This window comes from Chelonobacter oris, assembly GCF_000772535.1.
Lineage (GTDB): Bacteria > Pseudomonadota > Gammaproteobacteria > Enterobacterales > Pasteurellaceae > Chelonobacter > Chelonobacter oris.
Genome location: NZ_JSUM01000002.1, coordinates 111,984 through 129,678 on the forward strand (window position 1 = coordinate 111,984; position 17,695 = coordinate 129,678).

Here is a 17,695-nt window from a genome sequence, read left to right on the forward strand (position 1 = left end):
CCGCACTTGATAGTGAATGACAGACAAGCAAAAGGGATAACAATGAAGACCTTAATTTGGAACAATTTGAGCGATGAACAAAAACAGCAAGCGCTGACCCGTCCTGCCGTTTCTGCCTCCGGCGATATTAAACGTGCGGTCGAAGCCATTTTAGACTCGGTTACAACCGACGGCGATACTGCACTGTTTGCCTTAAGTGAAAAATTTGATCGCGTCAAACTCGACAGTCTGACTGTATCAAAACAGCAAATCGAACAAGCAACAACACGCATTCCCGCAGAATTGAAACAAGCAATCCAAAACGCCAAACGCAACATCGCCGCTTTCCACCAAGCACAAAAACCGCAAGCAGTAGATTTAGAAACGCAAACCGGCGTGCGTTGTCAGGTTGTGACCCGTCCGATTAACCGTGTCGGTTTATATATTCCGGGCGGCAGCGCCCCGCTCTTTTCAACCGTATTAATGTTGGCAATTCCGGCGAAAATCGCCGGTTGTAAAAAAGTGATACTGTGTTCGCCGCCGCCGATTGCCGATGAAATCCTTTATACCGCCAATCTCTGCGGGATAGAAACCATCTATGCCGTCGGCGGTGCGCAAGCGGTGGCGGCAATGGCGATCGGCACAGAAAGTGTGACCAAAGTCGATAAAATTTTCGGGCCGGGCAATGCGTTTGTGACCGAAGCCAAGCGTCAAGTCAGCCAACTGACTCACGGTGCGGCGATTGATATGCCCGCCGGACCTTCCGAAGTACTGGTGCTGGCAGATGAATTTGCCGATCCCGATTTTGTCGCCAGTGATTTACTTTCACAGGCGGAACATGGTGCCGACAGTCAAGTGATTTTGGTTACGCCGAGTGAAAAGCTGGCGGCGGAAACCGCACTTGCGATTGAGCGTCAATTAACCGCCTTACCTCGCGCCGAAACCGCACGCAAAGCCCTTGCCCACAGCCGCACCTTTATTGCTCAAGATTTGCAGCAATGTATAGCAATCAGCAATGAATATGCCCCTGAGCATTTGGTGGTGCAAGTGGAAAACGCCCGTGAATTATTACCGCACTTGGATAACGCCGGCTCAATTTTCTTGGGCGCTTATTCCCCTGAAAGTATGGGCGATTACGCCAGCGGCACCAACCACGTGCTGCCGACTTACGGCTACACCCGCACTTATTCCAGTTTAGGCTTAGCCGATTTCAGTAAGCGAATGACGGTGCAGGAGCTGACACCGCAAGGCTTTAAAGATCTGGCAAAAACCGTGGAATTAATGGCAAGTGCGGAACAGCTGGACGCCCATAAACAAGCGGTCAGTATTCGCTTGGCGAAATTAGGATCATGCTGAAAGTGCGGCTGTGCTTTTAGAAGATGAGACTGGAAAATCAAATTGAAATTTATACCCGTGAAGATGGCAATATTGCCTTACAAGTTTCGTTTGAACAGGAAACCGTTTGGTTAACACAACTTCAAATGTCAGCCGTGTTTAAAACAACACCGGAAAATATATTAAAGGACATAAAATGAGCATTTCACAACTCTCACGCAAAAATATTCAAGCGCTGACGCCCTATCAATCGGCTCGTCGTTTGGGCGGCAAAGGCGATGTTTGGTTAAATGCCAACGAATATGCAACCTCGCCCGATTTGAATTTAATCAACCGCACTTTTAACCGTTATCCTGAAGCACAACCGGAAAATGTAATTAACGCCTATGCCAAATATGCCGGTGTCAACGCCGATAATGTGCTGGTTACTCGCGGCGGCGATGAAGGGATCGAGTTGTTAATCCGTGCCTTTTGCGAAATCGACGATGCGATTTTATACTGCCCGCCGACCTACGGCATGTATGCCGTCAGTGCCGAAACGTGCGATATTGCGATTAAAACCGTGCCGTTAACCACGGATTTTCAACTTAATCTGACTGAAATTGAAGCGAATCTGGCAAACGTTAAAGTCATTTTTGTCTGTAGCCCGAACAACCCGACCGGCACGCTGCTTAATCGTGCGGATCTGATGCAATTATTGGAAATGACAAAAAATCGTGCGATTGTGGTGGTCGACGAAGCCTATATCGAATTTTGCCCGCAAGCCACAATGGTTAACGAACTGGTTAACTACCCGCACTTAGCGATTATCCGCACTCTATCGAAAGCCTTTGCCTTAGCCGGATTGCGTTGCGGCTTCACCTTAGCCAACCCTGAACTGATCGGCGTCTTGCAAAAAGTTATCGCCCCTTATCCGATTCCCGTACCGGTTTCCGATTTGGCGGCGCAAGCGCTTGCGCCGACCGGTCTACGACAAATGCAACAGCGGGTTGACGATGTACTGACAAACCGCACTTGGCTACTCGAACAATTGCAATCCCTCCCGCAAGTGGAGCATATTTTCAATAGCGAAGCCAACTATCTGTTGGTCAAATTCCCAAACAGCGCAAAAGTATTTAAAACCCTCTGGGATCAGGGTATTATCTTGAGAGATCAAAATAAGGCCTTGGGCTTGGCGAATTGTGTGCGGATTACAATCGGCACAGCCGATGAAAACCGTCAAGTCATTGACGCAATTAAAAAAATGGAGAATAGATGATGACCCCGCAAAAAATTCTGTTTATCGACCGTGACGGCACGTTAATTGATGAGCCGAAAACCGATTTTCAAATTGATACGCTGGAAAAGCTGAAGTTTGAGCCGAATGTCATTCCCGCTCTGCTGAAATTACGCGATAAAGGCTTTCGTTTTGTGATGGTCAGTAATCAAGACGGTTTGGGTACGGATTCCCTGCCGCAATCTGATTTTGATCTGCCGCATAATTCGATGATGGATCTGTTCTGCTCACAAGGGATTGAATTTGATGATGTTTTAATTTGTCCGCACCGTCCGGAAGATAATTGTAGTTGTCGTAAACCGAAACTAGGCTTGCTAAAAAAATATATCAATAAAGGACTCTTTGATCCGAAACACAGCTATGTGATCGGTGATCGCTCTACCGATATGCAATTAGCGGATAATTTAGGTATTACAGGGCTTCAATATCACCCCGAAAATCTGAATTGGGATTTAATCGTTGAAAAAATCTTGGCAAAACGCATTCGCAAACCGGGATTTAAGCCGCGCCATGCCGCCGTAACCCGCACCACTAAAGAAACCGATATTCGGGTGGAAGTCTGGCTGGACGAACAAGGCATGAACGAAATTAAAACCGGTTTGGGGTTCTTTGATCATATGTTGGATCAAATCGCTACTCACGGCGGTTTCAAAATGAAAGTTACGGTAGACGGCGATCTGCATATCGATGATCATCATACCATTGAAGATACCGCACTTGCTCTTGGAGAAGCGCTAAAACAAGCATTGGGCAACAAAAGGGGAATCGCTCGCTTCGGCTTCGTGCTGCCGATGGACGAATGCAAAGCGGAGTGTGCGATGGATCTGTCCGGTCGCCCTTATTTGAAATTCAAAGCGAAATTCACTCGTGACAAAGTGGGCGATTTCAGCACCGAAATGGCGGAACACTTCTTTATGTCACTCTCTTATGCCTTGGCATGTACGCTACACTTGAGTGTAAAAGGCAAAAATGCCCATCACCAAGTAGAAGCGATTTTCAAAGCCTTCGGGCGCACCTTGCGTCAAGCGATTCGGATTGAAAGCAATGAATTGCCGAGTTCAAAGGGTGTTTTATGAGCAACATCACCATTATCGACACCGGCTGTGCCAATCTTTCATCGGTTAAATTTGCCCTTGACCGCTTAGGTATTGCCGCAGAAATTAGCCGTGATCTGAATAAAATTCAAGCTGCCGATAAACTGTTGTTGCCCGGCGTAGGTACTGCACAAGCGGCAATGCGCAATCTGCAAGAACGTAATTTGATTGACGTAATCCGAAATGCGACACAGCCAATGCTGGGGATTTGTTTGGGAATGCAATTAATGACCGAATATTCAGCTGAAGGCAATCTACCAACCCTTGCGTTAATGGATGGGAAAACTGAATTATTGCCTGACTGTGACTTGCCACTGCCACATATGGGTTGGAACCAAGTGCGGTATGAGGCGGATCATCCGCTATTTGCCGACATCGAACAAAACAGCCATTTTTATTTTGTACACAGCTATGCCGTGTTGCCGAACGACAATACTATCGCCACTTGCGATTACGGCGTCCCGTTTTCTGCGGCGTTAGGCTTTAAAAACGTCTATGGCGTCCAGTTTCACCCTGAACGTTCCGGCAAAGCCGGTGCGCAGCTGTTGAAGAATTTTGTACAGAACATTTAACTACCCTAGCGCAATTGACTACCCTAGCCAGATAAGGAAAGCAGATGAAAAAATCCATAATTATTCCCGCGTTAGATCTGATCGACGGGCATGTAGTTCGCTTGCATCAAGGGGATTATGCCAAACAAACCACTTACAGCGATGACCCGATTACCCAGTTTGCCGATTACATTCGTCAAGAAGCCGAACAATTGCACTTAGTGGATCTGACCGGGGCGAAAGATCCGCTCAAACGGCAAAACGCACTTATCGGCAATATCATTGAAGCAACCCAAAGCCGGATTCAAGTCGGCGGCGGCATTCGCAGCGAACAAGATGTGGCGGATTTGTTGGCTGTTGGGGCGAACCGTGTCGTAATCGGTTCAACGGCGGTCAAACAGCCTGCCATGGTAAAAGGTTGGTTTGACAAGTTCGGCGCAGAAAAATTTGTGCTGGCATTAGACGTCAATATCAATACGGACGGACAAAAACAGATAGCGATTCACGGTTGGCAGGAAAACAGCGGTGTAACCCTAGAAGAACTGGTGCAGGATTTCCGCGCTGTCGGCTTACGGCACGTTTTATGTACCGATATTTCCCGTGACGGCACATTGCAAGGCTCAAACGTGAATTTATATCGTGAAATCTGTGCCGAATTCCCTCAGATCGACTTCCAGTCATCCGGCGGTATCGGCTCGCTTGCCGATATCGAAGCACTCAAAGGCAGCGGTGTAAAAGGCGTTATTGTCGGACGTGCGCTACTGGAAGGAAAATTTACTGTCACGGAGGCAATCGAATGTTGGCAAAACGGATAATCCCGTGTTTAGACGTGCGTAACGGGCAAGTGGTGAAAGGCGTACAATTTCGTAATCATGAAATTATCGGCGATATTGTTCCCCTTGCCAAACGCTATGCGGAAGAAGGCGCCGATGAACTGGTTTTTTATGATATTACCGCTTCGTCAGACGGTCGCACGGTGGATAAAAGCTGGGTTGAACGGGTAGCAGAAGTGATTGATATTCCATTCTGTGTAGCCGGCGGGATAAAAACTATTGAGGATGCGGAGCAGATTTTTGCCTTCGGTGCGGATAAAATTTCGGTCAACTCCCCCGCACTTGCCGATCCCGATCTCATTTCCCGTTTAGCAGATCGCTTTGGAGTACAAGCGATTGTCGTCGGGATTGACAGTTGGTTCGAGCAAGAAAGCGGAAAATATTGGGTCAACCAATACACCGGTGACGAAAGCCGCACCCGCCAGACCAACTGGCAGTTGTTGGATTGGGTAAAAGAAGTCCAGCAACGTGGTGCCGGTGAAATCGTATTGAATATGATGAATCAGGACGGCGTGCGCAACGGCTATGATTTAAAACAGCTAAGTGCGGTTCGAGCGGTATGCCGCGTGCCGTTGATTGCCTCCGGCGGTGCCGGTGAAATGGCGCACTTCCGTGATGCGTTTCTTGATGCCGACGTTGACGGCGCACTGGCTGCCAGTGTGTTTCACAAACAGATTATTAACATCGGCGAACTCAAAACCTATCTGGCGACAGAAGGTGTGGAAGTGCGTCGATAACACAAGCCAAATAGGAAAATAAACATGTTGGATATACAAAAAATCAATTGGCAAAAAGTCGATAATTTACTGCCGGTAATCGTACAAAATGCCACCACTTGCGAAGTATTGATGCTGGGGTATATGAATCAACCCGCTTTGCAAAAAACTCTTGACGAGAAAAAAGTGACTTTTTTTTCCCGCACCAAACAACGCTTATGGACCAAAGGGGAAACGTCCGGCCATTTTCTAAATGTGGTTGATGTCAGTTTAGATTGTGACGATGATACGTTATTGATCCTCGCCGATCCGATTGGCGAAACCTGTCACACCGGCGCAGAAAGCTGTTTCCATCAGTTTGAAAACGCTTGCCAACCCGACTGGATCTTTTTCAGCAAATTGGAGCGCCTGATTGCCGAACGCAAAGGGGCGGATCCGGCAAGCTCCTATACCGCCCATTTATATTCGCGCGGCACCAAACGCATTGCGCAAAAAGTGGGGGAAGAAGGTGTGGAAACCGCACTTGCGGCCACCGTGAAAGATCGGGAAGAAACCATTTGCGAAGCCGCCGATTTGGCATATCACTTGACGGTGTTATTGCAAGATGCGGATCTGTCTTGGGCTGATGTGATTGGGAAATTGAAAGAGCGGCACGCCAAATAAAAACAAACAAGCCTGACAGCACATTATCAGGCTTGTCCTTCATATTATTTCAGTAAATCCTCTTTTTTGGCATGTGTCCACTTACCTTTTTTCTTATCGATATATTGAAAATATTCATTGGTAAAACTGCCTTGAATGGCGGTGAACTTTTCCGGCCGGACACTCATTTTTTTATCGCCGATTGCGGTATTAAACGGAACGGGACCGGTCAGATTATAAACGCCGTGTTCAATTCGGCGCTGCTCGATATTGTCAATCACGATATCCAGCGTATCCTTTAAAATCAGGTTCCCTTTTGCGCAAGCAATAAAAAAATTGTTATATCTGCCTTTGCGATAAATCAATACTTCATCATCATTTTCCGCAATCATTTTCGACAACGGCCATACCAGTTGCCCGTCAATATCCATATAAATGCCGCCAATTTTGTACAAGACCAGTAAACGCCAAAAATCGGCTTGCGCCGCGCCGTCCGTCAATTTACTGTAAGCGGCAAACATTCGCTCGTCCGCCTGTTCACGGATAAAGGTTTCTCGCTCTTCGGTACTGACATAACGATAGTCAAAACTTAGCGACATTAAACGGTTAAACAAATAGTTCAGATAAACCGGCAAACTGACTTCATTGGTATAATTGGTCTGCCAAATTGTTTTATTGATTTTAGTGGGTTTATCCGATTTAAACTTCGCCGGGCTGAACGACGGGATTTTAAAGCGTTTTTTAGGGAAAGCGGCATGAAACGGATAGCAGAGTGTTTTACAGATATTGCCCAACAAGCGACTGCAACGATTGGCAATCAGAATAGCGGTTTTATTATTGATTTTATTATATTCCATTATATCACCGGATTTTTAGATTATTTGAATTTACACGCAATATAGCATAATCGGCTTGAATAGTGATTGTTTAAATGGATATTTTAGTAGAAATGCTAATTGAAAAAAATTGGTGGGCGATACCGGTCTCGAACCAGTGACCCCCTCCTTGTAAGGGAGGTGCTCTCCCAACTGAGCTAATCGCCCGTACTGTGAAGTGCGGTTTGATTTCAGGCTTAAGTGGTGGGCGATACCGGTCTCGAACCAGTGACCCCCTCCTTGTAAGGGAGGTGCTCTCCCAACTGAGCTAATCGCCCACTTAAGATTACCTTGAAATCTTGGGTAAGTTTGTGCGGAATTGGTAGGCGATACCGGTCTCGAACCAGTGACCCCCTCCTTGTAAGGGAGGTGCTCTCCCAACTGAGCTAATCGCCCGCACGGTCAAACTTATCAACAAACAGATACTTTAGAAAAAGTGGTGGGCGATACCGGTCTCGAACCAGTGACCCCCTCCTTGTAAGGGAGGTGCTCTCCCAACTGAGCTAATCGCCCGTTTGTTGTGAGCGAGCATTATAATTGGTGCTGTATTTCAGTCAATGCTTTTTTACATTTTTGGCGTCGATTGTTGTAAAAATAAACATATAAGATCAATTTTCGCTATCAATAGCCCTCAGTCATAGTACAATAAACGCCGTTCATCGAATTTTTATATTTAGCGAATTTACAAGGTCAATATATGGATATTCAGCCCCTATTCAATTTTAATCCCGACACCAAGGTCAGAACCCGTTTTGCCCCTAGCCCGACCGGCTTCCTGCACGTCGGCGGTGCCCGTACCGCACTTTACTCTTGGCTCTATGCCCGTCATCATCAAGGCGAGTTTGTACTGCGTATCGAAGATACCGATTTGGAACGTTCTACCCAAGCGGCAACCGATGCGATTTTGGACGCCATGTCATGGCTGGATCTACATTGGGAACATGGCCCGTATTACCAAACCAAACGCTTTGACCGTTACAACCAAGTAATCGACCAAATGCTGGAACAAGGATTGGCTTACCGCTGCTACTGTAGCAAAGCACGGTTAGAAACCCTGCGTGAACAGCAAGAACAAAATAAAGAAAAACCGCGTTACGATCGCCATTGCCTGCATGATCACACTCATCAAGCAAACGAACCTCACGTTGTGCGCTTTAAAAACCCGACGGAAGGCTCTGTGATTTTCGATGATGCCGTACGCGGCAAAATTGAAATCAGCAATCAAGAGTTGGACGATCTGATTATCCGCCGCAGCGACGGCTCCCCGACCTATAATTTCTGCGTTGTGGTGGACGATTGGGATATGGGCATTACACATGTAGTGCGCGGTGAAGATCATATCAATAACACCCCTCGCCAAATCAACATTCTGAAAGCCTTAGGCGCTCCGGTTCCTGTTTATGCCCACGTATCGATGATCTTAGGCGATGACGGACAAAAACTGTCCAAACGCCACGGCGCCGTCAGCGTGATGGAGTATCGTGACAACGGCTATCTGCCGGAGGCGCTAAACAATTATTTAGTTCGACTAGGCTGGGGACACGGCGATCAGGAAGTATTTAGCCGTGACGAAATGATCGCCTTATTTGATCTGAAATCGGTCAGCCGCTCCGCCAGTGCATTCAACCACGACAAATTACTGTGGCTCAATCACCACTACATACGCGAGCTGCCGACCGAAAAAGTTGCCGCTCATCTGGCATGGCACATGCAAAACCAACAAATCAATACCGAAAACGGCCCGAGTTTGACCTACATCGTTGAAATATTGGCCGAACGTTGTAAAACCTTGAAAGAAATGGCGGCCGCCAGCCGTTATTTCTTCGAAGATTTCAGTGAATTTGACGAAAGTGCGGTAAAAAAACACTTTAAAGCGGCGGCGATTCAACCACTCACGCTCGTCTTGCAAAAATTGACCGCACTTAGCGATTGGAACGCCCATGACATTCACCAAGCCATCGAACAAACGGCTGCCGAACTGGAACTTGGCATGGGTAAAGTCGGTATGCCGCTGCGCATTGCCGTCACCGGCGGTGGGCAATCGCCGGCATTAGACACAACTTTGCTCGGTATCGGCAAAGAACGTAGCTTAAATCGTATCCAAAATGCGATTGAATTTATTCAAAACAAATACAACTGATTTAATTTTAGCCATTCAAACCAAGAATCACGGAAATCAGATTGACAGATTCAAGTGCGGTTATTAATATAGCCGCACTTTCATGATGACTCACACAGAACATCATAAAAGCCATTCTTATGGGGATATAGCTCAGTTGGGAGAGCGCTTGCATGGCATGCAAGAGGTCGTCGGTTCGATCCCGTCTATCTCCACCAAAATTTTCGCCCGTATTTCTTCTTTAAGTATTGCGCTATTGTATTTTCAACCTACCTCAAGTAGTATTTCCTTTCAAGTCGACACACCTATTCAGGCATAACTTCCTATGGCATTAAGAGAAATTTTACAGTTTGTTGCTGTGGAACACAAAACTGAGGCAGAAGCCTTTCTGGTTAATTTCAGTGCGGAACGAAGAGACATGATGACAACGCGTTATAATCAATTGAACTCACTGACCAAGCAGAATCAGATCGTATTTTTAGGCGACTCAATTACCGAAGAGTTTCCGATTAACGAAATGTTGCCTGAGATGGCTATCTATAATCGGGGAATCAGCGGCAATGACACCTATGATGTGATCAGGCGTTTGCCGCAACATATTTATCCGCTACAACCTCAAAAATTGTTCTTACTGATCGGCGTCAATGATTTGGCAAAATACCCGAATGACAGCCCGCAGCAAGTCAGTGAACGTATCGCCCAGATTCTCTCCTTATTGCAACACCATTTGCCGACTTGCCGGCTTTATCTGCTGTCGGTATTGCCGGTAAACAAATCAAAAGCGGATAAAATTGATCAGGTGATGATGAGCCTGAGTGATAATCAACGGATTAAGGCGCTTAATCATCATTTACAACTCGTGGCACAGCAACACCATTTGCCGTATCTGGATCTGCATAGCCGATTTTTAAATGCGGAAAACGAATTAATTTTAGACTATACCCGTGAAGGGCTACACCTAACGATAGCCGGATATCAACACTATTTGCAAATTCTGTTACCATATCTGAAGGACAATAAGCAAGATTAATCGATGATGATGACAGAAAAACAGAAAATGTCGGCGGGGCTGATTTATGACGCGAATAATGATATTGCGTTGATCGAAGAGCGGCGACGCTGCAAAGAGCAGTGTTACGACTATAACCAACTGCGCCCGTCCGCGACCGAGCAACAACAAATCCTCATTCGCAGCTTATTCGGCAAAACCGGTACAACATTCACCATTACCGCACCGTTTTGGTGTGATTACGGCTATAACATTAGCATCGGCGAAAACTTTTATGCAAACCATAATCTGGTAATTTTGGACGGGGCACACGTCACTTTTGGCGACAATGTCTTTGTCGCCCCCGATTGCGGTTTCTATACCGCCGGGCATCCGCTGGATGCCGAGCGGCGTAATCAAGGACTGGAATATGCCTACCCGATCTGCGTTGGCAATAATGTCTGGTTTGGCGGTGGGGTCAAAGTGATGCCCGGCGTTACAATCGGCAACAATGTGGTTATTGCGGCCGGCAGTGTAGTAACCAACGATATTCCGGATAATGTTCTGGCGGGCGGAGTGCCTTGCCGCGTTATCAAAAATATTGAACAAACCGATAAAAACCGCACTTGAGCCCGTTAACACGCTATTCAAATCCATACCCGTACTGCTTAAACCGGAATCGGATAATCTCACGGCAAATAAAATACAAATTATCGATAAATAAAAAGGCTGCCGAAATCGCTTCGACAGCCTTTTCATTATCTGACTTATCAATCTAAAATCAGCCCATACCGTATTTTTTCAGTTTTTTGCGTAGCGTTCCACGATTGATACCCAGCATATTGGCTGCACGGGTTTGATTACCGCGAGTATACTGCATCACCATATCCAGCATCGGATGCTCGACTTCGGACAATACCAACTCATAAAGATCATTCACATCTTGCCCGTTCAATTGAGCCAAATAATTTTTCAACGCTTGTTTAACGGAATCTCTTAATGGTTTATTGGTAATTTGAGACTGCGCATTTAAAGTTGAAACTGTTAATGCATCTGAATTGCTACGTTGTTCTAACATTGTTATGTGTTCCATTTAACTAAAAAAATCACCCCAATCCTATCGGACTGAGTCAAGAAACTCTTTCAACACAACTAACTGCTGTTTAGGATCAGTAATCGTGTTAAAAGCACATTTAAAAGCAGAATCTGGTTTGATGTTATCCAAATACCAACTTACGTGTTTACGGGCAACCCGATAGCCTTTCTGCTCGCCGTAGAAATCGTGCAAGCCTTGAATATGCTCGAATGCCACCTGACACTTTTCCGCCAAATCAGGCTCCGCCACAAGCTCGCCCGATTGCAAAAAAGCATCAACCTGTCGAAACAGCCACGGCTGACCGAGAGAACCCCGCCCGATCATCACGGCATCCGCTCCGGTATAATCCAGAACGTATTTCGCTTTTTGCGGTGATGTCACGTCACCGTTCGCAATCACCGGAATAGAAACCTGCCGTTTCACCGCACGAATATGATCATATTCCGCTTCCCCTTCATATAAACAATGACGGGTTCTGCCGTGTACGGTCAACGCCGAAATACCGGATTGTTCCGCTATTTTAGCGATCTCAACGCAATTCCTATTGGTTTTATCCCAGCCTGTCCGAATTTTTAATGTCACCGGCACATTCACCGCCGAGACCACAGCTTGCAGAATTTTTTCCACTAAATCAGGATATTGCAACAATGCCGAGCCCGCCATTTTGCGATTTACCTTTTTAGCCGGACAGCCCATGTTAATATCTATCAACTGTGCGCCGAATTCTACATTCAATGCCGCCGCTTGTGCCATTTCCTGCGGATCACTGCCGGCAATCTGCACCGCATTGATCCCGATTTCCGCATGGTGAGCCACTCGCAAGCGAGATTTCTCCGTGTGCCACACATCACGATTCGCCGACATCATTTCAGAATAACTCATCCCCGCATTATAACGGGCACAAAGTCTTCTGAACGGCTGATCGGTTATTCCCGCCATTGGTGCCAATAATACGCGATTTTTTAATTGAAATTTTCCAATACGCATAGAATCACCACAGCAACAATAAACAGAATCGAAACAGAACCATCATCGAACAAGGGGGGCTATAATACGCACTTTTTGCCAATTAGGGAAGCACATTTTTTATACAAATTGCGTTTTTTTGCATTTTTTTGATCTGGTTAAAAAAACAACGAAAAGAATGCTTAAGAAAGTGCTCGGTATCCTGCAAATTTGATCCGCCTGAAAAACAGAATACGCTTGATTGTCATTCTGCTGTGCAGGCTATCCTTAAACTTACCGTAAATCGGATAAAAAAATTATCTAATAAATTAACCGATTCTATCAGTTAAATATTTTTTACAATTAAAATTGTCCCTAAAAAAATTAAGAGCGTATAGATAATTTTATGGTAATTCAATTGATATTTATTCAGTAAATTATAGGATAGCATCCCCAAAGACACACCAATTAAGAATGCAGGAATAGCTTGGCCAACATACTTTAATACACCACCTGTCAAGAGATCTTTAAACCAAAAACCGACAATAGCTCCTATCATTTGCAGCATAAAGAAAAATACTAAAGTAGATTTTGTTTCATGATTTGTCCAAGGTAACATTGATGTATATGCAATAACAGGCGGACCGGGTTCACCGACACTTGCACCTAATGCACCGGAAAAAAAACCAACGCCGAGAGAAATCGGCTTTGAAGCTGATTTAAATAGTGTATTTTTCGATGTAAAGGAGTAAAGACCCGATAGAACCAAAATGACGCCCATGGTAATCAAAATAATATCTGACGGCAGATGTTTTAGAATATCCGCACCAAGATACGATCCCGGTAAGGAGCCAATAAATAAAATAACTGCCGTTTTCCAGTTAACATAGCGCCGCATTTTATATACGATAGGAAAAGTGACAAACCACCCAAAAATTCCAGCTAACGGTATAGCCACTTTCACATCTATAAATAAAGATAATAGTGGAACCGAAACCAGCGCTAATCCAAAACCAGTGAGGCCTTGTACGAATCCTCCTAGCGCTATAATTATAGAAATAACCACAAGTTCCATAAAATATTTTCCGTCTTATTAAATTGATTAATCATTCAGCAACCATACTAAATTGATGAATTGTTCGCTCATCATAAATCTGCCCCGGATTCAACTGAGTAGTTGGAAAATGTATATGATTCGGGCTATCTGGAAAATGTTGAGCTTCAAAACAGATCCCCATAAAAGATTCATAACGCCGGCCATTTGATCCAATCCATATCTTATTTGATAGCTTTGAGGCATTATAGATTTGAACTCCAGGCTGTGTTGTAATCATTTTCATATATCTTCCACTATTTGGATCGTAAAGCTCAATTCCTTTTTTAAATTTTCCATATTCAAGATCACCTCTTAAAATAAATGTATTATCTATACTTTTATCTTCGATTTTCTGCATATTATCACCAATGACAGTAATTTCTCTAAAATCAAAACCGGTTTTCTTTACACTCAAAATTTCACCGGTTGGCAATGATTGGTGATTTGTTGGAAGATAAAAGTCGCTATAGACTTTCAGTTCATGTTGTAGAATATTTCCATTATTCATTCCCGATAAATTATAATAGCTATGATTAGTTAGATTAAGAATTGTTGGCTTATCAGTTTTTGCCTTGAAATAAAAATAAACTTGGTTATTTTCATCAAGTCCTATAGTATGAATGACATCTAAATTACCGGGGTAGCCTGATTCTCTATCAGGGGAAGACCGCTGAAAATGAATCATTATCGACTGTAACCTTTCTTCAATAGAATATTTCCAAATATATTTATCAAATCCTTTTATACCGCCATGAATATGATTACCCAGTTCTCCTTCATTCTGCTCAAGCTTGTGTTTCACTCCATCCAATTCAAATTCACCACCTCGAATTCGATTCGCAAATCGACCAACGACAGATCCAAAAAAAGGATGACCTTTATAATACTCATCAATTAAATCATAACCCAAAACGACATTATCAATTTTTCCATATCGATCCGACACTCTAAGCGCAGTCAAAATACACCCATAATTAGTCACACTGATACTCATACCGATATTATTAACTAAAGTAATTAAAACAACGTCTTCATCGTTGACTTGACCAAATTTATCAATCTGGAATTTCATACACCCTCATTATCAACGCTATATTCCACTACTAAATATAGACTTCAATAAAAGAAGTATCACATTAAATTATAATCTTTTGATTTTGACATCATACTTCTTATTATATGAAATACATCTCAATAACTATAATGCTGCTTTATCTTGCTCTATAATTTTAGCCTCACAAGACTGGATTATCTCTTCAAATCTTGTCAACCATCTTTTACTCTCATCATCACTATCTTTAATATAATTATCCATCACAGAAACTGACATTAGTTTAAATGCTTCTTTTTCTTTATCAGTTGGATTATAAATTTTCCCACCTGATTTCTTGAATTCTTCATACGCCTCATATTCTTTCCATTTTGGATAAGCACGAAGATATTGATTTTGTGCTGTAACGGCATCAATAATCACTTTTTTCAAATTATCAGGTAATGAGTTAAATTTATCATTATTCATAATCCATGCACCTCCCATATATGCATGGCCATCCAAAATGATATACTTCAAACTTTCATGAAATTTCATTTGAACAATATCCACGATACCATTTTTAGTGCCATCAACCATTCCAGTTGAAAGTGCGGTATAAACCTCAGGCCAAGCAATAGGGGTTGGAGATCCACCCAAGGCAGTAACCAATTTTTGCTGGATAGCGGCCGGTACTGTTCTTAGTTTCAATCCTTTTATATCTTCAGGGTTATGAACCTTTTTTTTGGTTGTGGCAACGTTTCTCCACCCACCGGAATTAGAGATCATCATTAATCTCAATCCATTGGTTTGCTTCAACACATTATCTCTAACATCATGCATAAAATCCTTATCATCATATACACATTCAGCGACTCTATCATTAGGCAATAAATAAGGTAAATCAAATCCTTCCATAGGCTTCCAATAATAAGCTAATTCAGGAACCGTAGTTTGAAAATAATCAAACATACCTGATTGTACGCCGGCAAGACACTCCTTTGCGTTGCCACATAATTGGCCGCTTGGATAAATATCCACTGAAATTTCACCATTAGAATAAGATTCTGCTATATTTTTAAAAACCAAAAGTGATTGATAATTATAGCTGTCCGGATTAGTAACAATCGGCACTGTAATTTTATACGAAGCCGCTTGAACCATAGCCGATACCGACAATGCCAATAGAGAAATTGATAATTTTGTTTTAAGGTTCATAGAAATCTCCTTTTATATAAAATAAGTTTAATAAAAACATCACATTAAATTTAATATCTTAGGTAATCCGGTTACCAATATCGGAAAAAAAGAAATTAGAAATATAATCAAGAACTCTACAAATAAAAACGGTAGGATTGCTTTTGAAATTTTTTGTAGCGGAACGCCTGAAACACCGGATGCGACAAAAAGAACCAAACCCATCGGCGGAGTTGCCAGACCAATCGATAAATTGGAAACCATTACTACACCAAAATGAACCGGATCAATACCAACATTAATCATAATCGGCGCTAAAATTGGGGCGAAAATTAAAATAGCAGGACCAGCATCAAGAAACATTCCGACAATAAATAAGAAAATATTAATGATGAAAATTAATATATATTTATTATCCGTGATTGAATATAAGAAAGACGTTATCTCTTTAGCAACACCGGATAAACTTATTGCAGAAGCGAAACCACTTGCAGCAGCTACAATAATAAGTATCGCAGCGGCATTAATCCCTACTCTTGCACACATCGGGAAAACTTCACGAAATTTTAAATTCTTCATTATCCATACAGATAAAACCAATGCATAAAATACTGCAACTGCTGCCGCTTCTGTTGGGGTGAAGATACCACCATAAATCCCGCCCAATATAATAATTGGAGTAAATAACGGTAGAATAGCTAATTTAAATCCAGCGATACGTTCTGATCTAGATGCCCGAGAAAATTGCTCAACCTCCGGATATTTCTTCATTTGAATTTTATTAACAACCATCAATCCGATACACAGGATAATACCTGGAACAACCCCACCCATAAACATCGCAGCGACCGAAGTATTCATCACAAATGCATAAATCAGCATAATTCCACTTGGCGGAATAATAGTACCCAAAACTGTTGCGGCAGCAGTGAGTGCCGCTGCATAGGTACGATCGTATTTGTAACGTACCATTTCAGGTATCAGCATATTGCCAATAGCTGATGTTGCGGCTACCGCAGATCCTGTCAATGCACCGAAAAGAGTGGATGCCAAAATAACAACATGCCCCAAACCACCACGCATATGCCGTACCATTGTTTGAGAAAACGTAATGATACGGGTTGTTATACCACCACTTACCATAAACTCACCGGCTAGCATAAAAAACGGTAACGCCAGTAATAAAAAGCTGTCTAATCCGGAGTAAAGTCTTTGATAAAGCATGTTAATAAATAAAACTTTATCATCTTGAAATAGCGCTATTGCCGGAGACAGTCCTAACGCAAATAGAACAGGAACGCCAATTAATAATAGAATGAGAAAATAAATAACAAAAATAGGTGAGACCATATTCTAAACTCCTTCATTTTCATTATAACTCTTAGAACTATTAAAATTCATACAGTTATTGAAAGCACTGATAATTTTCTGCAACACAGCAAAAATAGTAATTGAAAATAATAATGGCGGAGCGATATACACATAATACATTTTAAACGGCAAACTATTTGCCATTACATTGCCTCTTAAAAAGAAATTCCATCCAAAATAGATCCAAACCAATATAGTTGCCAATGCAACGATGTGTATAAAAATCATAAGAATATGATATAATTTATTTTCCTTTGTTTTTTCCAATAAGAATGTCATTGCAATATTTTTATCTTTTAGATAGATAAACGGCATACATAAGTAGGTCATATATATCATTAAATAACATGACAACTCATCGCTCCATCCTATAGGATTATTAAATATATATCTAAAGACAACTTGAAATAGAACAATTATCGTCATGATGATTAATAATAGCCCAGCAGCCAATTTTCCAAACCTTGCAATAGGCGTATTAATTTTTGACAAAAATAATTCGATATCCTTCAAAATCATGATAAATCCCTCTATCTAGCCGACTATTAATTA

General features: G+C 42.9%; 18 protein-coding genes and 5 tRNA genes. 11 read left to right on the top strand and 12 right to left on the bottom strand.

What is annotated here, in order from left to right; all coding sequences use genetic code 11:
• Positions 1 to 42 precede the first annotated feature (42 nt).
• From hisD to hisIE, 7 genes are all read left to right on the top strand, one after another.
• Positions 43 to 1,335, top strand: a complete 1,293-nt coding sequence (hisD, locus tag OA57_RS01175; RefSeq protein WP_034612348.1) for a histidinol dehydrogenase — start codon at positions 43 to 45, stop codon at positions 1,333 to 1,335.
• Between the two features lie 175 nt (positions 1,336 to 1,510).
• Positions 1,511 to 2,572, top strand: coding sequence for a histidinol-phosphate transaminase (gene hisC, locus OA57_RS01180; RefSeq protein ID WP_034612352.1), 1,062 nt, complete (start codon positions 1,511 to 1,513; stop codon positions 2,570 to 2,572).
• The gene (hisB, locus tag OA57_RS01185) at positions 2,572 to 3,666 is read left to right on the top strand and encodes a bifunctional histidinol-phosphatase/imidazoleglycerol-phosphate dehydratase HisB (RefSeq protein ID WP_034612521.1); all 1,095 of its coding nucleotides are present in this window, start codon (positions 2,572 to 2,574) and stop codon (positions 3,664 to 3,666) included. Before hisC ends, hisB begins: the two co-directional genes overlap by 1 nt.
• Positions 3,663 to 4,256 carry an imidazole glycerol phosphate synthase subunit HisH gene (gene hisH / locus OA57_RS01190; protein WP_034612355.1) on the top strand — a complete coding sequence of 198 codons (594 nt, stop codon included), beginning with the start codon at positions 3,663 to 3,665 and terminating at the stop codon, positions 4,254 to 4,256. Before hisB ends, hisH begins: the two co-directional genes overlap by 4 nt.
• Positions 4,257 to 4,300: 44 nt before the next feature.
• Entirely contained in the window at positions 4,301 to 5,050 is a 750-nt protein-coding gene (gene hisA, locus OA57_RS01195; RefSeq protein WP_034612358.1) for a 1-(5-phosphoribosyl)-5-[(5-phosphoribosylamino)methylideneamino]imidazole-4-carboxamide isomerase, read from the top strand.
• Positions 5,032 to 5,805, top strand: a complete 774-nt coding sequence (gene hisF, locus OA57_RS01200; protein ID WP_034612362.1) for an imidazole glycerol phosphate synthase subunit HisF — start codon at positions 5,032 to 5,034, stop codon at positions 5,803 to 5,805. The genes hisA and hisF overlap by 19 nt, the downstream gene beginning before the upstream one ends.
• 24 nt (positions 5,806 to 5,829) lie before the next feature.
• On the top strand, positions 5,830 to 6,447 hold the full coding sequence (hisIE, locus tag OA57_RS01205; RefSeq protein ID WP_084589839.1) for a bifunctional phosphoribosyl-AMP cyclohydrolase/phosphoribosyl-ATP diphosphatase HisIE: 618 nt from the start codon (positions 5,830 to 5,832) through the stop codon (positions 6,445 to 6,447).
• Positions 6,448 to 6,491: 44 nt separating this feature from the next.
• On the opposite strand, the gene OA57_RS01210 is transcribed toward hisIE, so the two are convergent.
• The 5 genes from OA57_RS01210 to OA57_RS01230 all read right to left on the bottom strand — a co-directional run bounded on the left by OA57_RS01210 (position 6,492) and on the right by OA57_RS01230 (position 7,814).
• Positions 6,492 to 7,283, bottom strand: a complete 792-nt coding sequence (locus tag OA57_RS01210) for a glycosyltransferase family 32 protein (protein ID WP_034612365.1) — start codon at positions 7,281 to 7,283, stop codon at positions 6,492 to 6,494.
• A 110-nt stretch (positions 7,284 to 7,393) separates the two neighbouring features.
• Positions 7,394 to 7,469: transfer RNA gene (locus OA57_RS01215), tRNA-Val, on the bottom strand.
• Positions 7,470 to 7,503: 34 nt separating this feature from the next.
• Positions 7,504 to 7,579, bottom strand: a tRNA-Val gene (locus OA57_RS01220).
• Between the two features lie 42 nt (positions 7,580 to 7,621).
• Positions 7,622 to 7,697: transfer RNA gene (locus tag OA57_RS01225), tRNA-Val, on the bottom strand.
• Between the two features lie 41 nt (positions 7,698 to 7,738).
• Positions 7,739 to 7,814, bottom strand: a tRNA-Val gene (locus OA57_RS01230).
• A gap of 184 nt (positions 7,815 to 7,998) precedes the next feature.
• On the opposite strand from OA57_RS01230, the gene gltX reads away from it, so the two are divergent.
• The 4 genes from gltX to OA57_RS01250 all read left to right on the top strand — a co-directional run bounded on the left by gltX (position 7,999) and on the right by OA57_RS01250 (position 11,038).
• Entirely contained in the window at positions 7,999 to 9,441 is a 1,443-nt protein-coding gene (gene gltX, locus OA57_RS01235; protein ID WP_034612367.1) for a glutamate--tRNA ligase, read from the top strand.
• A 121-nt stretch (positions 9,442 to 9,562) separates the two neighbouring features.
• A tRNA-Ala gene (locus OA57_RS01240) sits at positions 9,563 to 9,638 on the top strand.
• A gap of 107 nt (positions 9,639 to 9,745) precedes the next feature.
• On the top strand, positions 9,746 to 10,450 hold the full coding sequence (locus OA57_RS01245) for a GDSL-type esterase/lipase family protein (RefSeq protein WP_052122319.1): 705 nt from the start codon (positions 9,746 to 9,748) through the stop codon (positions 10,448 to 10,450).
• A gap of 6 nt (positions 10,451 to 10,456) precedes the next feature.
• On the top strand, positions 10,457 to 11,038 hold the full coding sequence (locus OA57_RS01250) for a sugar O-acetyltransferase (protein WP_034612529.1): 582 nt from the start codon (positions 10,457 to 10,459) through the stop codon (positions 11,036 to 11,038).
• Between the two features lie 151 nt (positions 11,039 to 11,189).
• On the opposite strand, the gene fis is transcribed toward OA57_RS01250, so the two are convergent.
• From fis to OA57_RS01285, 7 genes are all read right to left on the bottom strand, one after another.
• On the bottom strand, positions 11,190 to 11,486 hold the full coding sequence (fis, locus tag OA57_RS01255; RefSeq protein ID WP_034612369.1) for a DNA-binding transcriptional regulator Fis: 297 nt from the start codon (positions 11,484 to 11,486) through the stop codon (positions 11,190 to 11,192).
• Positions 11,487 to 11,525: 39 nt separating this feature from the next.
• Positions 11,526 to 12,491, bottom strand: a complete 966-nt coding sequence (dusB, locus tag OA57_RS01260) for a tRNA dihydrouridine synthase DusB (protein ID WP_034612371.1) — start codon at positions 12,489 to 12,491, stop codon at positions 11,526 to 11,528.
• A 304-nt stretch (positions 12,492 to 12,795) separates the two neighbouring features.
• Positions 12,796 to 13,524: a sulfite exporter TauE/SafE family protein gene (locus OA57_RS01265; RefSeq protein ID WP_034612374.1), complete on the bottom strand. Its 729-nt coding sequence runs from the start codon at positions 13,522 to 13,524 to the stop codon at positions 12,796 to 12,798.
• Positions 13,525 to 13,555: 31 nt separating this feature from the next.
• Positions 13,556 to 14,617: an aldose epimerase family protein gene (locus OA57_RS01270; protein WP_034612376.1), complete on the bottom strand. Its 1,062-nt coding sequence runs from the start codon at positions 14,615 to 14,617 to the stop codon at positions 13,556 to 13,558.
• A gap of 126 nt (positions 14,618 to 14,743) precedes the next feature.
• Positions 14,744 to 15,793, bottom strand: coding sequence for a TRAP transporter substrate-binding protein (locus OA57_RS01275; protein ID WP_034612379.1), 1,050 nt, complete (start codon positions 15,791 to 15,793; stop codon positions 14,744 to 14,746).
• A 39-nt stretch (positions 15,794 to 15,832) separates the two neighbouring features.
• Positions 15,833 to 17,122 carry a TRAP transporter large permease gene (locus OA57_RS01280; RefSeq protein ID WP_034612382.1) on the bottom strand — a complete coding sequence of 430 codons (1,290 nt, stop codon included), beginning with the start codon at positions 17,120 to 17,122 and terminating at the stop codon, positions 15,833 to 15,835.
• Between the two features lie 3 nt (positions 17,123 to 17,125).
• Positions 17,126 to 17,662: a TRAP transporter small permease gene (locus tag OA57_RS01285; RefSeq protein WP_200883580.1), complete on the bottom strand. Its 537-nt coding sequence runs from the start codon at positions 17,660 to 17,662 to the stop codon at positions 17,126 to 17,128.
• Positions 17,663 to 17,695 lie beyond the last annotated feature (33 nt).

Bases quoted from the DNA above. Each gene is read 5' to 3' on its own strand.
- hisD (WP_034612348.1), top strand. From the start codon at position 43: ATGAAGACCTTAATTTGGAACAATTTGAGCGATGAACAAAAACAGCAA.
- hisC (WP_034612352.1), top strand. From the start codon at position 1,511: ATGAGCATTTCACAACTCTCACGCAAAAATATTCAAGCGCTGACGCCC.
- hisB (WP_034612521.1), top strand. From the start codon at position 2,572: ATGACCCCGCAAAAAATTCTGTTTATCGACCGTGACGGCACGTTAATT.
- hisH (WP_034612355.1), top strand. From the start codon at position 3,663: ATGAGCAACATCACCATTATCGACACCGGCTGTGCCAATCTTTCATCG.
- hisA (WP_034612358.1), top strand. From the start codon at position 4,301: ATGAAAAAATCCATAATTATTCCCGCGTTAGATCTGATCGACGGGCAT.
- hisF (WP_034612362.1), top strand. From the start codon at position 5,032: ATGTTGGCAAAACGGATAATCCCGTGTTTAGACGTGCGTAACGGGCAA.
- hisIE (WP_084589839.1), top strand. From the start codon at position 5,830: ATGTTGGATATACAAAAAATCAATTGGCAAAAAGTCGATAATTTACTG.
- OA57_RS01210 (WP_034612365.1), bottom strand. From the start codon at position 7,283: ATGGAATATAATAAAATCAATAATAAAACCGCTATTCTGATTGCCAAT.
- gltX (WP_034612367.1), top strand. From the start codon at position 7,999: ATGGATATTCAGCCCCTATTCAATTTTAATCCCGACACCAAGGTCAGA.
- OA57_RS01245 (WP_052122319.1), top strand. From the start codon at position 9,746: ATGGCATTAAGAGAAATTTTACAGTTTGTTGCTGTGGAACACAAAACT.
- OA57_RS01250 (WP_034612529.1), top strand. From the start codon at position 10,457: ATGATGACAGAAAAACAGAAAATGTCGGCGGGGCTGATTTATGACGCG.
- fis (WP_034612369.1), bottom strand. From the start codon at position 11,486: ATGTTAGAACAACGTAGCAATTCAGATGCATTAACAGTTTCAACTTTA.
- dusB (WP_034612371.1), bottom strand. From the start codon at position 12,491: ATGCGTATTGGAAAATTTCAATTAAAAAATCGCGTATTATTGGCACCA.
- OA57_RS01265 (WP_034612374.1), bottom strand. From the start codon at position 13,524: ATGGAACTTGTGGTTATTTCTATAATTATAGCGCTAGGAGGATTCGTA.
- OA57_RS01270 (WP_034612376.1), bottom strand. From the start codon at position 14,617: ATGAAATTCCAGATTGATAAATTTGGTCAAGTCAACGATGAAGACGTT.
- OA57_RS01275 (WP_034612379.1), bottom strand. From the start codon at position 15,793: ATGAACCTTAAAACAAAATTATCAATTTCTCTATTGGCATTGTCGGTA.
- OA57_RS01280 (WP_034612382.1), bottom strand. From the start codon at position 17,122: ATGGTCTCACCTATTTTTGTTATTTATTTTCTCATTCTATTATTAATT.
- OA57_RS01285 (WP_200883580.1), bottom strand. From the start codon at position 17,662: ATGATTTTGAAGGATATCGAATTATTTTTGTCAAAAATTAATACGCCT.